Origin of the sequence: Sphingomonas azotifigens NBRC 15497, from assembly GCF_002091475.1 — a bacterium.
Lineage (GTDB): Bacteria > Pseudomonadota > Alphaproteobacteria > Sphingomonadales > Sphingomonadaceae > Sphingomonas > Sphingomonas azotifigens.
The window spans coordinates 1-15,428 of sequence record NZ_BCTR01000049.1; the positions used below are offsets into that span (position 1 = coordinate 1).

General features: G+C 69.5%; 8 protein-coding genes and 1 pseudogene. 7 read left to right on the forward strand and 2 right to left on the reverse strand.

Annotation, left to right across the window (positions count from 1 at the left end; translation table 11 throughout):
- Positions 1–109: pseudogene (locus SAZ01S_RS24460) on the reverse strand (flagellin); the annotation flags it as partial.
- 841 nt (positions 110–950) lie between these two features.
- On the opposite strand from SAZ01S_RS24460, the gene SAZ01S_RS15545 reads away from it, so the two are divergent.
- The 3 genes from SAZ01S_RS15545 (at position 951) to SAZ01S_RS15555 (ending at position 5,876) form a co-directional block, all read left to right on the forward strand.
- Positions 951–3,986, forward strand: coding sequence for a TonB-dependent receptor plug domain-containing protein (locus tag SAZ01S_RS15545; RefSeq protein ID WP_218018094.1), 3,036 nt, complete (start codon positions 951–953; stop codon positions 3,984–3,986).
- Between the two features lie 132 nt (positions 3,987–4,118).
- On the forward strand, positions 4,119–4,790 hold the full coding sequence (locus SAZ01S_RS15550; RefSeq protein WP_084583193.1) for a response regulator transcription factor: 672 nt from the start codon (positions 4,119–4,121) through the stop codon (positions 4,788–4,790).
- Positions 4,791–4,880: 90 nt separating this feature from the next.
- Positions 4,881–5,876: an AAA family ATPase gene (locus tag SAZ01S_RS15555; RefSeq protein ID WP_084583194.1), complete on the forward strand. Its 996-nt coding sequence runs from the start codon at positions 4,881–4,883 to the stop codon at positions 5,874–5,876.
- 67 nt (positions 5,877–5,943) lie between these two features.
- On the opposite strand, the gene SAZ01S_RS15560 is transcribed toward SAZ01S_RS15555, so the two are convergent.
- Positions 5,944–8,700: a M16 family metallopeptidase gene (locus tag SAZ01S_RS15560; RefSeq protein WP_167693185.1), complete on the reverse strand. Its 2,757-nt coding sequence runs from the start codon at positions 8,698–8,700 to the stop codon at positions 5,944–5,946.
- Between the two features lie 240 nt (positions 8,701–8,940).
- Between SAZ01S_RS15560 and SAZ01S_RS15565 the strand changes: the two genes are divergently transcribed.
- Genes SAZ01S_RS15565 through SAZ01S_RS15580 form a run of 4 tightly spaced genes read left to right on the forward strand, consistent with a single transcriptional unit; the run spans position 8,941 to position 15,420 of the window.
- On the forward strand, positions 8,941–10,392 hold the full coding sequence (locus SAZ01S_RS15565) for a hypothetical protein (RefSeq protein ID WP_084583196.1): 1,452 nt from the start codon (positions 8,941–8,943) through the stop codon (positions 10,390–10,392).
- Entirely contained in the window at positions 10,389–11,300 is a 912-nt protein-coding gene (locus tag SAZ01S_RS15570) for a DUF58 domain-containing protein (protein ID WP_084583197.1), read from the forward strand. Before SAZ01S_RS15565 ends, SAZ01S_RS15570 begins: the two co-directional genes overlap by 4 nt.
- Positions 11,297–12,982, forward strand: coding sequence for a hypothetical protein (locus SAZ01S_RS15575; RefSeq protein WP_084583198.1), 1,686 nt, complete (start codon positions 11,297–11,299; stop codon positions 12,980–12,982). Before SAZ01S_RS15570 ends, SAZ01S_RS15575 begins: the two co-directional genes overlap by 4 nt.
- Before the next feature lie 8 nt (positions 12,983–12,990).
- The gene (locus tag SAZ01S_RS15580; RefSeq protein ID WP_084583199.1) at positions 12,991–15,420 is read left to right on the forward strand and encodes a VWA domain-containing protein; all 2,430 of its coding nucleotides are present in this window, start codon (positions 12,991–12,993) and stop codon (positions 15,418–15,420) included.
- Positions 15,421–15,428: the final 8 nt, after the last annotated feature.

Consider the following 15,428-nt stretch of genomic DNA (forward strand, 5'->3'; position numbering starts at 1 on the left):
CCATGCCGGTGTTGATACGGTTCTGCGTGGTCGAAAGGTCCTTCTGCGTAGAGCTCAAGCTCTGCAGAGCAGCCATTGCGCCGACATTGGTGTTAACTGAAAAAGACATCTTACTCTCCTTCTAGAATGATAGCCGCTTCTGCGACTAGGACCTTTTCGCGGACCAGCGACGAGCCGCACCAGCGGTCGTATCTCCATTATGTGAAGAAGTGCATCATGCCCAAACTCACCCCCGTCATATTTGCAGTTAATTTATATTGAATCCCCTTCCTCGAGCAATTTCGTCCGCTTATTTTCACTAAATCTAGCGATTAGGTTCATCAAGAGCCGTACGGGAATATATGATTCTCATGACAATTTACGACGACTTGACGTTACGAGCATAGTTCCATCCGTATTTTCCACTATTCGAGACATGTTTTTTGATAACCAATCTCCCTGTTGCGCATCCGCTATCTTCATAGCCTCAACTGCTTCGGCTGCGCGCGAGTGGGCCGATGCCCGCCCCACCCAAAGCCGGAACACGGCGCGGATGCCGGGAGCGCCTGCCGTTATCCGGACGAATCACGCCGGTCGGCACATGCCCGTTTCGGGATCAGCACCTGACAACATCAGCATCATCGCGCCCCGGCGAATTGTCACAACGACCATGCAGGCCGTGGACGCCCACCCTGACAACGGCCGGAATATCAAAGGGTTCGGATGGGCCGTGCCGGTGCGACAGTCCGCGCTCCTCAGGGAAGCCGTGTGCCAGAATGCAACGCGCCGGGCGGCTGCGGCGCAAGGTTTGTGCAAGCTTGGCGGCCTACCCACTACACAAATGTTACAAACACCGCGGGGCACGAGAGTGCGATCGCGGACACGCAGCGAGGAGGTCGGCCCATACAGGGGGCCGGCGATCGAGAACAGCGGCGCCCGCCGAACGGGCGCCGATCATCGGGGGCTTGAACTTGCAGAAAATCGAATTGCGTGTGTCGCTGCTCGCGCTGGGCGTCGCGCTCGGTACCGTTACCCACTTTCCTGCCATGGCGCAGACCACCGCCCCGGCCGCCGATGCCGGCAAGCCCGACGACACCGTCGCGGCCGATGGCCAGCAGACCACGGTGCCCGAGACCAGCGCGGAGGAACGCGCCCGCCGCGCCAAGATCGTGCAATATGAAGACACGATCGAAGTGACCGGCAGCCGCCTGCAGAACGGCGATCCGACCGGCCTTACCCAGGTGATCACCGCCAAGGAGATTCAGGCGCGCGGCGTGACCAGCGTCGAGGAACTGGTCCGCACCCTGCCGCAGAACGTCGCGACGATCGGCGCGATCACCAACGACCGCACCAAGGGCCCGCTCACCGCGCCGGGGCCGAGCAAGGTCGGCGTCTCCAACCTCGGCCAGCTCGGCGTCTCGGCCGCCAATCTGGGCGGCAGCGGCGCGGGCAATACGCTGATCCTCGTCAACGGCCGCCGCGTCGCCGGCGCCGCGGGCATCGAGGAAGGCTTCGCCAATCTCAACAACATCCCGCTCAACGCGATCGAGCGCGTCGAGATCAACATGAGCGGCGCATCGGCGGTCTACGGCGCCGACGCGATGGGCGGCGTGATCAACTTCATCCTGAAGAAGAACTACACCGGCACCACGCTTTCGGCGCAGCACGAATTTTCGAGCAATGCCGCCAGCAACTCGCGCTTCAGCATCGCCTCGGGCGTCGCCTGGGGTTCGGGCAACCTCTCGGGCACCGCAAGCTATACGCATCGCAATCCGGTAAACAACTACAAGACCGGCTATGTGACGCAGGACTATTCGAGCTTCTACGGCGGCGATGCGGACTTCGACCGTCGCACCTTCTCGCGCGGGCTGCAGCCGGGCGTGATCGTCAGCAGCACCAGCACCGTCGATCCGGTGACGTTCAACACGATCACCCGGGAAACCGGGATGAGCGTTCGCCCCGGCCTGACCGGTGCGCCCAAGATCAGCGACTTCATCCAGCTTCCCGATTCGGCCAAGCGCGACTATGTGCCCGAATTCGGCGGCCCGAAGACCGACACGATCACCGCGACGCTGAGCCTCGAGCAGGAAATCACCCGCAAGCTCAGCTTCTTCGCGGACGGGCTCTACACGCGCTCGAAGAACTCGCAGCTCACCGATTACCAACAGGGCCTGAACGTGGTGCTTGGGCCGGGGCAATATTACAACCCGTTCCCGGCCACCTATTTCAGCCGGTTCGACCCGGGCACGCGCGTCTCCTACTATCCGCAGGCGGAAATCGACAGCGGCAAGTTCCCGAACGCGCACATCAAGAACTCGCAGCAGCAATGGACGATCGATGCCGGTCTGCGCTACCAGCTGAACAGCAACACCCGTCTCGAATTCGTGTTCACCACGTCGACGTCGCGGTCCAACGCCGATTCGACCATCCTGGGCTCGCTGGTCTCGTTCAAGGCGGACCCCAAGGCGCCGACCGGCTATTCGTGCTATAACTTCGCGATCGCCAACAACCAGTATCGCGGGCCGAACCTGGATGCCTACAAGGCGGCATTCCAGAAGCAGTGCGCCGCGCTGACCAGCACGGATCCCGCGACCGCGTTCAATCCGTGGCGCAGCGACCTGAACGCGCCCGGCGCCGATGCCTCGATCTTCCTGTACAACGACGCGCAGGAAAACCGGCAGTCGCAGAACAAGAACTACGAACTGCACATGAACGGCGTGCTGGTCGATCTGCCCGGCGGCCGGCTGAACTATGCGATCGGCGGCGAGTATAACGACGACGGCGTCAACAGCCGCGAAGTGAACACCAAGACTGGTGCCGCCGTGAGCCGCACCCGTTACGCTGCCTTCGGCGAACTGACGGTGCCGGTGATCGGCGGCCGCTGGAAACTGCCGCTGGTCCGCTCGCTACTGTTCAGCCTGGCGGCGCGCAACGACACCTATCTGACCGACGGCGCCGTCGGCACGGTCAACAACGTGCCCTATGACCAGGGCGGCCAGATCATCTTCGGCCACAACCGCTTCTCGCGCACCACCCCCTCGGTGGGGTTCCGCTGGGAACCGGTGCGGACGCTCACGCTGCGCGGCAAATGGTCGCAGGGCTTCCGCGCGCCGCCCTATACCCAGCTGTTCAGCCTGACCGGCACGAACAACAGCTATTACACCACGATCTATGATGATCCGCTCTACACCTGCACGGTGAACTGCATCGTTTCGCGGGGTCGCGTCGGCTATCAGGTGCCTATCGTCCAGGCGCCCAACCCGAACCTCAAGCCGCAGACGTCGAACCAGTATAATCTCGGTGGCACCTGGGCGCCCGAGGGCGTCCTGCGCGGGCTGCGCGCGACGGTGACCTACAACTACACGAAGATCAGCAACGAATACGCCAATCTTCAGGACCTCTACCTGGTCACGCCCCTCCTCCAGACCTACAAGCTTCCGGAGTTCTATCCACGCGATGCGTCCGGCCGAATCACCCAGCAGCGCAACCTCATCTACAACATCGCCGGCTCGCGTTATTCCTCGATCACCTATGAGCTGAACTACAGCATCGAGACCGGGCTCGGCCGGTTCGAGCCCGGCCTGACCGTGCTTCAGAACCTCAAGTCCGAACGCAAGCTCACCGAGGCCTCCGCGCCGATCTCGCAGCTCGGCAAGGTGCTGGGGCCGGACAAGTACAAGATCGTCGGCTCGCTGGGGTGGAGCAAGGGCGACTTCAACGCCATGGTCTGGGGTTATTACACGCCCGGTTACACCAACAACTACACGGTCTACCAGGCCGCTGGCGTCTACTACGACACCAACCAGATCCGCCCGGTACGGTCCTACACCACCTTCGATCTCACCGGATCGTGGCGGGTACGCAAGGACGTGCGGCTGAACCTGGCGGCGCGCAACATCTTCGATGCCAAGCCGCCCTTCGTGGTGATCGACAGCCTGCCCTACGATACCGCGCGCTACAACGTCGCCGGGCGGACCGGCTCGCTCGAGCTGCAATTCTCCTTCTAGTCCCGGGGGCTGGTGAACCTTGTCGGCATCATTGTATCCCTATGTCGGCGGGATCACCGGAACCCGGTGGGGGCAGGCCGTTTCCTTCGCGGGCCTGCCCCCTCCCCCCGGAGGCGCGAGCGAGGAAGCATAATGCGGTTGTTGCTGGTCGAGGACGATGCGGATATCGCCGAAACGCTGGTCGCGTTTCTGGAGCGCAACGGCTTCGTCGTCGACGTCGCGGACTCGCTCGCCATGGCCGAGGACGCGATCGAGTGCGGCGGGTTCGACCTGATCCTGCTCGATCGCGTGTTGCCGGACGGCGACGGCGTGGCGCTGATCGGCCATGCCAAGGCACGCAACAACCCGCAGCGCTTCCTGCTGCTGACCGCACTCAGCGAGATCGACGACCGGGTCGACGCGCTCGAGCTCGGCGCCGACGATTATCTCAGCAAGCCGTTCGAGCCGCGCGAATTGCTGGCGCGCATCCGCAACGCGCTGCGCCGCCCGCTCAACGCCGAGCGCGAGCTGCGCAGCTTCGGCCCACTCACCCTCGACGTCGAGGCTTGCAGCTTCACCGTCGACGGCACACCGCTCGCCCTGCGCCGCACCGAGGCGCTGGTGCTGGAGGCGCTGATGGCGCGGCCCGGCCAGCTCGTGCGGCGCGAAACGCTGGAATCGCGGGTGTATGGCTATGACAAGTTCGTCAACGCCAACTCGCTGGAATCGCAGATCTCGCGCCTGCGCCGCAATCTTGGCGAGCATACCGGGCAGGTGAAGATCCATGCCGTGCGCGGCATGGGCTATCAGCTCGTCCTCGAATGACCATCGCCGGCCGCAGCGGCAAGCCTCGTGCAAGCCAGCCATGCCAAGGCCGGGCTCTATTTCACCCAAGCATAACGGAATTTCCACCCGATGCACGATATGGTTGAGGCCGTCCGCCAGGATGCCGCCGCGTTCAAGCAGACCTTCGAGGCGATCCGCAGCGAAGTCGGCAAGATGATCGTCGGGCAGGAAGGCGTGATCGACGGCGTGCTCACGGCGCTGATGGCCGGCGGCCATGTGCTGCTGGAAGGCGTACCGGGGCTCGGCAAGACGATGCTGGTCAGCTCGATCAGCCGTGCCGTCGACCTGCCCTTCTCGCGCATCCAGTTCACGCCGGACATGATGCCGGCGGACATTATCGGCACCTCAATGCTGACCGAGGCGGAAGGCGGCGGCCATGTGCTCAGCTTCCAGGAAGGGCCGATCGTCTCCAACCTGGTGCTGGCCGACGAGATCAACCGCGCGACGCCCAAGACCCAGTCGGCGCTGCTGGAGGTGATGCAGGAGCGCCAGGTGACCGTGGGCCGCCGCACGATCCGCATGCCCGAGCCGTTCTGCGTGATGGCAACGCAGAACCCGGTCGACCAGGAAGGCACCTATCCGCTGCCCGAGGCGCAGCTCGACCGGTTCCTGTTCAAGCTGATCGTCGGCTATCCGAGCGAGGCCGAATATCACGCGATCATCGATCGCACGACCAGCGGCGAGCGGGTGGAGCTGCGTCCGGTGACCGATGCGGCGACGCTCAACCGGCTCCGCGCGGTGGTGCGCGAGGTGCCGGTGCCCGAGATTGCCAAGGCCTATGCGATCCGCCTCGTGATGGCGACCCAGCCGGGCAGCGACTATGCGACCGCGGCGATCAACCGCAACGTGGCGCTGGGTGCTTCGCCGCGCGGCATTCAGGGACTGATGCTCGCCGCCAAGGTGCAGGCGCTGCTCGACGGCCGCTACGCCGTCGCCACCGACGACCTCGCCGCCGTGGCGATGGCGGTGCTGCGCCACCGGGTGGTCACCAATTTCCACGCGCAGGCGGCGAACATCACGGCGGATGATCTGATTGCGGAGCTGCTGGCCAGCGTGCGGACCTGAGGCTGGGGCCTGGCATCCAGCCGGGCAGCTATGGCTGGGCTCCGGGAACGCGTCCGATGGGCCTTCCCTACCGCACCCGCTTCCCCGTCACATCCCAGACCTCCACCGGCGCCAGCCCGAGACCCCGCACCTCCGTCTCGATCCGGGCGAGGTCGCCGACCACCACCCAGGTGAGCGCATCGGCGCGGTAGGTCCGCGCGGCGAGCGAACGCGCGCCGTCCAGCGTCACCTGCGACAGGCGCCCGATCATCCCCTCGGCATAGCTGCGCGGCTGGCCATAGGTGTCGGCGGCGACGATCGCGGCGAGGAACGCGCTGTTGCCGCCAAAGGCCATCGGCCCCTGCTGGATCGCGGCCGCGCGCTCGCGCTCCAGCTCGGCGGCCGCCAGCGGGTGATCGCCGGTGAAGTCGCGGATCTGGTTGCGGATCTCCAGCATGCTCGCCGCGGTCTTGTCGGCCTGCACGGTGCCGCTGGCGGTGAACAGGCGCGGGCCGGTGGGGCTTTCGGCGATCGACGCGCCAAAGCCATAGGCCCAGCCCCGGGTCTCGCGCAGATCGGTGTTGAGCCGGCTCTGGAAGCTGCCGCCCAGCACCGCATCCACCAGCCGCTCGGTCGCGGCGAAATCGGCGGCATAGGGACCGACGAGATGGCCGGCGGTGATGCTGGTCTGCGGCGCGCCCGGCGCATCGACCAGGATGATCCGCGGGGCCGCCTCGGTCGCGGGCGGGATCGGCGGGATCGCGCTCGGCTGCACCGGTTTCCAGCTGCCGAAATGACGTTCCGCCAGCGCCTTGGCCTGGGCCAGGGTGATGTCGCCGATCAGATAGAGCGTCGCGTCGTTCGGGCCGAGCTCGGCATCGTGGAAGCGCTGGATCGCGGCGCGATCGAGCGCGCGGGCCGCCTCGCGCGTGGCGATGCGGCCGAGCGGGTGATCGGCACCCCAGATCGCGCGGGCATAAAGCGGGCCGGCCGCCGCCATCGGATTGCGGGCGAGCCCGTCGAACTGGGTGTCGATCGCCTCGCGCAGCTTGTCCACTTCCGCCTGCGGATAGGCGGGGTTGCGCACCGCATCGGCGGCAAGCGCGAACACCGCGTCGAGCTGCGCCCCGGCGGCGCTCCAGCTGACCGCCGCCTGCCGCCCGCCGACATCGACGGAAAGCCCGGCGCCGAGCGCCGCCATGCGCGCGGCGAAGCGCGTCCGATCGAGCGTGGCGGTGCCTTCGTCGAGCATCGCAAAGGCCTGGCGCGCGGCGCCGGCGGCATAGTGCGGATCGAGCAGCGAGCCCGTCTCGAACTGCAGGCGGGCCTGCACCATCGGCAGGCCGTGCCGCTCGGCGACGACGATCTTCAGCCCGTTGGCGAGGCGCGTCTCGGCGATCGGGGGGAAATGGACCGCGCCGATCGTTGCCTGCACCGGCGGCGGGGTGGTGGCGGTGGCGGCATCCTCCTTGCCCGCCTGGAGCAGCGGGGTGGGCAACAGGCGCAGCTCGTAATAGGGGCGGCCGAGCCATTTCGCGGCGATCGCGCGGACCTCGGGCGCGGTGGCCGCGCCGATCCAGTCGCGCTGCCGGAGGAAATAGGTGGGGTCGTCGTGATCGACCATGCTCGCCAGCAGCCAGCCGCCCACCGCCGGCGCGTGCTCCATCATGCGGAGCAGGGCGACGTCCGAACTGGCGATGACCGCCTGCAGCCGCTCGGCATCGGGGCCGGCGGCGAGAAACCGGGCCAGCGCCGCATCGATCGCCGGCGCGGCCTGCTCGGCCGTCACGCCGGGGCGCAGCGCGACCGACAGGGTAAAGCTGCTGCCGAGCTGGCTTTCCTCCAGCCGCGCGCTGACGCCCAGCGCGACCTTCGCCTCGTCGACCAGCGCGCGCACCAGCGGCGTTGCCTGCGAACCGGCCATGGTCTTGGCGGCGAGCTGGAGCAGCGTCTTCTCCCGCGCATTCTCGTTGGAGACCGGCCAGGTCCGGTTGACCGAGGCGACCGGCACCGCATCGTACAGCGTCTCGCGCTTCACCTCGGCGAAGGACGGCAGCCACTGGTCGGTCCGGTCGATCGCCTTGCCCGGCCGCACCGCGCCGAAATAGCGGGTGATCTTGGCGCGCGCCGTCTCGAAATCGATATCGCCGGCCACCACCAGCACCGCGTTGGCGGCGCCGTAATAGTCGGAGAACCATTGCTTCACGTCCGCCAGCGAGGCGCGATCGAGATCCTCCATCGATCCGATCACCGAATGGGCATAGGGGTGGCCCGGCGGATAGAAGCCGGCGAGAAAGCGGTCGGCCGCCTTGGCGCCGGGCTGCAATTCGCCCTGGCGCTTCTCGTTCTTCACCACGCCGCGCTGCTCTTCCAGCTCCTCGGGCGTGATGCCGTCGGCGAGATACTGCATCCGGTCCGCTTCCATCCACAGCGCCCGATCGAGCGCGCCGGTAGGCACCGTCTCGTGATAGTCGGTCCAGTCGGTGGTGGTCTGGCCGTTGATGTCACCCGCGCCGATCGCCTCCAGCGCCTGGAGGAAGCCGCCCTTCCGGTTGCGCGTCGACTGGAACATCAGATGCTCGAACAAATGGGCGAAGCCGCTGCGGCCGGCCGGCTCGTCCTTCGATCCGGTGCGATAGCGCACGCCGACATGGACGCTGGGCACCGCATGATCGGTGTAGACGATCGCGGTGAGGCCGTTGGGCAGCGTGAAGCTGCGATAGGCGATCTTCACCCGCTCCACCTTCGGCGCGGCGGCCTGGGGCCCGGCCCAGGCGGCAGGGGCAGCGACGAACGAGACACTGGCGAGCAGCCCGAGAAGCAGGGCGGTGCGGGAAGCGGTCAACGGGGGGATCCTGTGCTGAACGGGCCTGGCGCCCGGGCAGCATCCTGCATGCGAAGCTTGCAGCAGCCTTGCAGCCGAAACTCGGGCCGCCGCGCAAGGTTGGTGCAAGCCTGAACGCGTAGCCATCAAAGGAGTCGTTGTCGGGCACTCGCTTCCCTTGGGCGGCGCTGTTGCTCTTCCGCGCGGGATTGCGCAGACGCCGGCTCGGGGTCGCGCTTCCCGCACCAGCCAGGATCACGGATGCTGCACGAGGTTGACCTCCATCTGGCCGAACACATCGCGGCGATCGAGGCGCGCGGGACCGGCCATTTGCGCGCGGTCGGCCGGCGGGCGGCGCTGCGCCGGGCGCTGGGGGTGGCGCTGCCGGCGGCGGTGGCGGTGCCGGCGCTGGCCTTCGCGCTCGGCTGGTTCGTGGCGCTGCGCTGGGAAGCGGTGGCCGCCGCGGCGCTGCTGGTGCCGGCGACGACCTTTGCGAGCATCTTCTTGCGCGACCTGCGGCACCAGCACGTCACACGCCGCGCCGCCACCACCCTGTTCGATCGCACGCTGGGCCTGAAGGACCGCATCGCCACGACGGACGAGTTCCTGCGCGATCCTTCCCCCTCGCCGTTCAAGCGCGCCGCAATGGGCGAGGCCGATCCCTGGATCGCGCGCGCCGCGACTGCGCCGCTGCCCGCGCTCGTTTCACCGCACGGCGCGTGGCGACGCTGGCCGTTCGCCGCGATGGCGCTTGTGCTGCTGGCAGGCACCGCGGCACAGCAAAGGCTCGGCCCGGCGCGGGTTGCCTCGAACGCCTTCACCGACGCGCTGGTGCGCACCGGGATCGCGCGCCCCGCCATCGTAGCAGATCGCGAACGCGGCGACGCCGGGACCGCAGCAACGGGTCGGGGCGGGGCGCCGACCGGAATGGCCGATCGGGCGCGCGCGACCACCGCGCCGGGCGGCACCGGCAGCGCCGAGCGGCGAAGCGACAGCGCGGGGCTGGCCGGCGCCGGCCAGGGCGCGGCGCGTACGGCGCAGGGCTTCGACACCCCCGGTGCGAGCCGGGCGGGCGGCGCCGCCGCCGCGCAGCCGGGGGATGCCCATCCGGCGCAGGCGGGTGCGCATGGCGACGCCGGCAAGGGCGGGGATCGCTCTCCTGCGGCACAGGACGGACGTTCGGGCGCGGGCGACAAGGCCGGTGCCGATCGCGCCGCGCCCGACGGCGAATCGAACCGGCAGGGTGGCAACATGCAGCAGCCCGGCAATGCCGGCGCCGCGCAGCCGCCCTCCGCCTCGCCGCTCGCCCCACAGCAGCGCCCACAGACCGGCAAGGGCAGCAACGGCAACCAGCAGGGCCAGCAGAACCGCAACCAGCAGAACAAGTCCGACCAGACCCAGCCCGGCCAGGGCAAGGGCCAGGGCCGCGACGGACAGCGAAACGGCGCGGACGCGCTGAAGCGCGCGAACGGCGTCGCGGCGCTGCTGCTCGCGGTGCCGATGGCCGACCGGCTGGGCGGCACCGCCAATCCGGGCCTCGTCTCCAGTCAGCCGCAGCAGGTACCGCCGCATGCCGGGGCCAGCGGCGGCGCGGTCGCCGGGGATCGCGGCATCGGCAGCGGCGATGCCGGCCGCCTGCCCCATCGCCCCGCGACCCCGCAGGAGCGGCGGCTGGTCCGCGACTATTTCCGCCCTTCCGGAGTCCAGCCTTGATCGCCCCGCAGCTCAGCTTCGACGCCCTGTTCGATCCCGATTTCCTCGCGCGCGTGCAGCAGTTCGCGCTCTCGGTGACGCGGGTCGACAAGGGCGGCCGGCTGGCCGAGCAGGCCAGCAACGCCCGCGGCCAGGGCGTCGATTTCGCCGATTTCCGCCCCTACATCGCCGGGGACGATCTGCGGACGATCGACTGGAACATCTATCGCCGCCTCGGTCGGCTGTTCGTGCGGGTGTTCGAGGAACGCCAGTCGATGCCGGTCTATTTCCTGATCGACATTTCCAGGAGCATGTTCACCGGCGAAAGCCCGCGCATCCATGCCGGGCTTCGCGTGAGCCTCGCCCTTGCGGCGATCGTACTCGGCCAGCAGGATTCGATCGGCCTGTTTCCGTTTTCCGACGCGATGACGATCCAGGCCCGCCATCTCTCCGGCAAGGGCAATCTGGTGCGGGTGGCGCGCTATCTCGCCGAATATGCACCCGCCGCGGGCACGTCGCTGAGCGGATCGATCGAGACGCTGGCGGCGATGCGACTACGGCGCGGGCTGGTGGTGATCGTGTCCGATTTCTTCGATTCGGACGGACTCGATCAGGTGCTGCCGGCGCTGTCGCTGCTGCCGCACCGCACGCTGCTGGTGCAGCTCGTCCGCCCGGAAGACGGCGACCCCAGCCGCAACCCGGCCTTGGCCGGCGAGGTCGCCGTGGAAGACAGCGAGACCGGCGCGCAGGTCGAGTTGACGATCACCCCGGATCTGCTCGACCGCTATCGCGAAGCCTATGCCGCCTTCAACGACCGGCTGCTCTCCCATGCCCTGGCGCAAGGCGCGGCACTCGCTCGCATCGATGCGACGCGCGACGTGCTCGAGCAGCTCGGCACGCTGTTCCAGGGCGGGAGGCTGTCGCTTTGATCCTGTCCGGCTTCGGCCTCACGACGCTCATCGCCGGCGCGCTGGTGCTCGCCGCCATCCTCTATGGCCTCCAGCGACTGCGGGTGCAGCGCCAGGTGGTGCGCGTCGCCACGACGCTGTTCTGGCAGGCGGCGGCGCAGGCGGCGCCGTCGCGCGTGCTGCACCGACGCTTCCGCCACTGGCTCGCCTTCCTGCTCGTGCTCGCGATCGCATGGCTGTTGTGGCTGGCCGGCGCCCGCCCCGCCCTGCCCCCCGCCCCCGGCACGCGCGCGGAAATCTTCTATCTCGACGCCACCGCGGGAATGACCGCCGGCGACCGCTTCGCCGAGGCGCGGCGTGCGCTGATCGCCGACGCCCGCGCGGTGCCCGCCGACCGCCGAACCGTGTATCTCGGCGACGCTGTCGGCACGCGGCTGCTCGCCCCGGGCGAGGACATCGCGCTGCTGCCGCGGCGGCTCGCGGCGGTGCGGCCCGAGGCGATTCCCGCCCGCTTTCCGGACTGGGTCCGCACCCGCTTGCCGGGCGACCAGCGCGCGGCGCTGCACTATTACGGCACTGCCGCCACGCTCGCCGTGCTGCGCGATCCGCGCCTCGTTCAGGGCTATGTCGCGCCCCCGATCGCCGGCAATCGCGGGATCGTCGCGATCGGCGCGGTGCCGGCGGCGTCGGGCGCATGGGACAGAGCGGATGTGCTTGTCCGCGTCGCCGCCGCGCCCCGGGGCGCGCCGACCGACCCGCTGGCATTTACCCGCGACGGCCGGCCCTTCTCCCCGAGCGTGGAGCAGGCCGGCGCCGACCGCTTCCTGCTGCGCGACCTGCCAGCCGACGGCAGCCTGATCGCCGCCCGCCTGCCCGGCAGCGACGGCTTCCCCGCCGATGACCGCGCTGCGCTGCGCCTGCCCGATCGCCGGCCGATCCGGGTCGCGATCCTGGCGGGCGTACCCGAGCCGATCCGCGCCGCGGTCGCCGCCGATCCGGCACTCCGGCCGGTCGCCCCGGCCCAGGCCGATGTGGTGGTCCGTGCCGCCGGCGATCCCGCGATTCCGGCCAAGCCTACACTGATCCTGCAACCGGCCTCGGCACAGCAAGCCGCGTTCCGCTTCACCTATGTGGAGGGCACGCCGCAACCCGATCTGGCGGACGCGCTCGACCAGCTTGGGCTCGGCCAGTTCGATGCGGTCGCCCTGGCCGATACGCTGCATCGCCCGGTCTCGGTGGAAATGGCGTCCGGCCCCGTGCGCACGGTTGCGGTGTGGCGCGAGCTGTTCGATCCGACCGGCAGCTTCGCCCGATCGCCGAGCCTGCCGCTGTTCGTCGCCCAGAGCCTGCACTGGCTCGCCGCGCCGCCGGCCTGGATTCCCTATGCGGCGGCGGGTACCCCGCTCGTCGATCTCGACGGCGGCGACGCGCTCGGCCAATCCCCAGCGCTCGCCGCCGCGCGACTGGGCGGAGCAATCGCACTCCGCGCGCCCGGCGAGACCCGGGTCGGCGACATGCCCGTGGCGGTCTCGCTCGCGGATCCGGCGACGACGCTCGGCCAGGCGGCGACGCTGCCCGCCGATTCCCCCCGCGATGCGCACGCCCTGCTGCCGCTCGACCTGCCCTTCACGCTTGCGCTGATCGCCGCCGCCCTGCTGCTCGCCGGAGAGTGGGTGCTGTTTCAGCGCGGCCGCCTGCCATGAGAGACGTGTTGCCGATCGCCGTTTCGTTGCTTCGTCCCGATTTCCTCTGGCTGGCGCTGCTGCTGCCGCTGCTGTGGTGGCGGATCGGGCGCCGACCGACGATCGCCCAGCGGCTGCTGCGCACGGCGCTGTTCGGCTGCATCCTGCTCGCGCTGGCCCAGCCCAGTCTGGTGCTGCGGCGCCCGGGCGCGCGCCAGACGATCCTGCTCGACACCCGCAGCGGCGATGCCGGCGTCGCGGCGCTGCGGCGTGCGCTCGCCCAGGCGGGACGCGCGGACCGCGTGACGCTGATCGCGCTGGGCGATGCGCGTCCGGCGATCGAGGACAGCCGCATCGATGCGCGCGTGACGCTGCCCGCCGGCGCGCTTTCGACCGGCCTCGAGCGCGCGCTTGCCGAGATCCCGCCCGGCGCCACCGGCGCCGTGACCGTGATCGGGCACGGCGCCGCGCGCGATGCGCATTGGGACGAGGCGGTGGCCGGGCTGGTCCGGCGCGGCATCCCGGTCCATGCGATCGCGGTTGCCGCGCCCGACGGGCCGCCCGCGATCACCGACATCGCCTTCGCCCCGGTGCGGGTCGGCGAAATGGCGCAGGCAACGCTGACGATCACCGGGCATGCCGATGGGATCGAGGTCGCGCTGTTCGCCGACGACCAGCCCGTCGCCCGATCGAACCGGTTCGCGGTGGACGGCGCGACGAAGCTCACGCTCCGCTTCCCGGCCGGCCATGCCGGGTTCGTGCCGGTGCGTGCGGTGCTCACGCCCGGTCCGCAGGTGCTGCAGGCGATGGCCGCCGTGCAGGACCCGCTGCGGCTGCTCTATGTCCAAGGCCGCCAGCAGGGCGCCGCGCCCCGGCTGCAGGCGCTGCTCGGCGCCGGCTTCGCGGTGGACGCGCGGTCGCCCGCCGCGCTGACCCCGGCCTTCGACCTGACCGCCTATCCGCTGCTCTTCGTCGACGACGTGCCCGCCCGCGCGCTCGCCGCCCCGGTGCAGCAGCGCCTGCTCGACGCGGTGACGCAGCGCGGCGCCGGTCTCTTCTATGCCGGCGGAGCGCAGGCCTTTGGCATGGGCGGCTATGACGGCACGCCGCTCGCGGCCGCGCTGCCGGTGACGCTGCGGCAGGAAGACAAGCTGGAACAGCCCAGCGTCGCGCTGGTGGTGGTGATCGACAGCTCGGGCTCGATGACGGGCACGCCGATCGAGCTGGCCAAGCAGGTCGCCCGCTTCGCGGTGCGCAAGCTGGGGCCGACCGACAGCGTCGGCGTGGTGGAATTCTACGGCGCCAAGCAATGGGCGGTGCCGCTCCAGCCGGCGCGCGACATTCCAGGCGTCGAGCGCGCGATCGGGCGGATGCAGGCGCAGGGGTCTAGCATCCTCTTCCCTGCCATCCAGGAAGCCTATTATGCGCTGAAGGGCAGCAATGCCCGCTACAAGCACATCCTCGTCATCTCCGATGCGGGTGTGGAGGAGCAACGCTACCAGGCGCTGCTCACCCATATCGCCGACGATCGCATCAACCTTTCGACCGCGCTGGTCGGCGCCGATCCCGAAGGCGAGGAGCGGATGGCGCAATGGGCGCGCTGGGGCCGCGGGCGCTATTATGCGGTGCCCGACGAGTTCAGCCTGGTCGAGCTCAACCTCAAGCAGCCGCAGGACAAGCCGGCGCCCGGCTATCGCAGCGGCAGCTTCGCCGTGCAGCCGCTTCCCGGAAGTCCGCGCTGGCACGGCATGACACTGGCGGGTGCGCCGCCGCTTTCCGGCTATGTGCCCGCAGGGCGGCGCGCGGCGGCCGAGACGCTGCTCACCACCCCCGCCGGCGATCCGCTGCTGGCGAGCTGGCAGCGCGGCGCCGGGCGGGTCACCGCGCTGATGACCGAGCCGCTGGGCGAAGGCACCGCGCCGTGGCGCGGCTGGCCCGGCTATGGCGCCTGGCTGGCGAGCCTGATCGCCCGCACCGCCGATCAGCATCCGGCGGCGACGCTGCAGCTCGACCGCCGGTTCGATATGCTGACCGCCACTTTCCGCGATCCTGCCGGCGACGGCACCGCGCCGGTGCTCCGCTTCCTCGATGCGCAGGGCAGGCCCGGCGCAGCGGTGGCGATGATCGAACGCGCGCCCGGCCTGTTCACCGCGCGCACCCGGCTCGATCCCGCCCAGCCCGCTCGCGCCGAACTGCGGCGCGGCGCGCTTCTGCTGCGCGCCGCCGATCGGGCGGGCTCCGATATCGGCGGCGGCCATGTGCTGCCGCTCGACGCGCTCGCCCGCCGCACCGGCGGCACCTATGCGAACGGGCCGGACGCGCCCTTCGCGCCGCCGCGCCCGCCCGCCGGCGGGCTGGTCGCCATCGCGCTGGGCGGCTGGCTCGCGCTGCTGGCGCTGCTGCTCTATCTGGTGGAGCTGATCCATCGCCGCTGGCCCGGTCGCCGGCGCCCCGCATGAAGAACCGA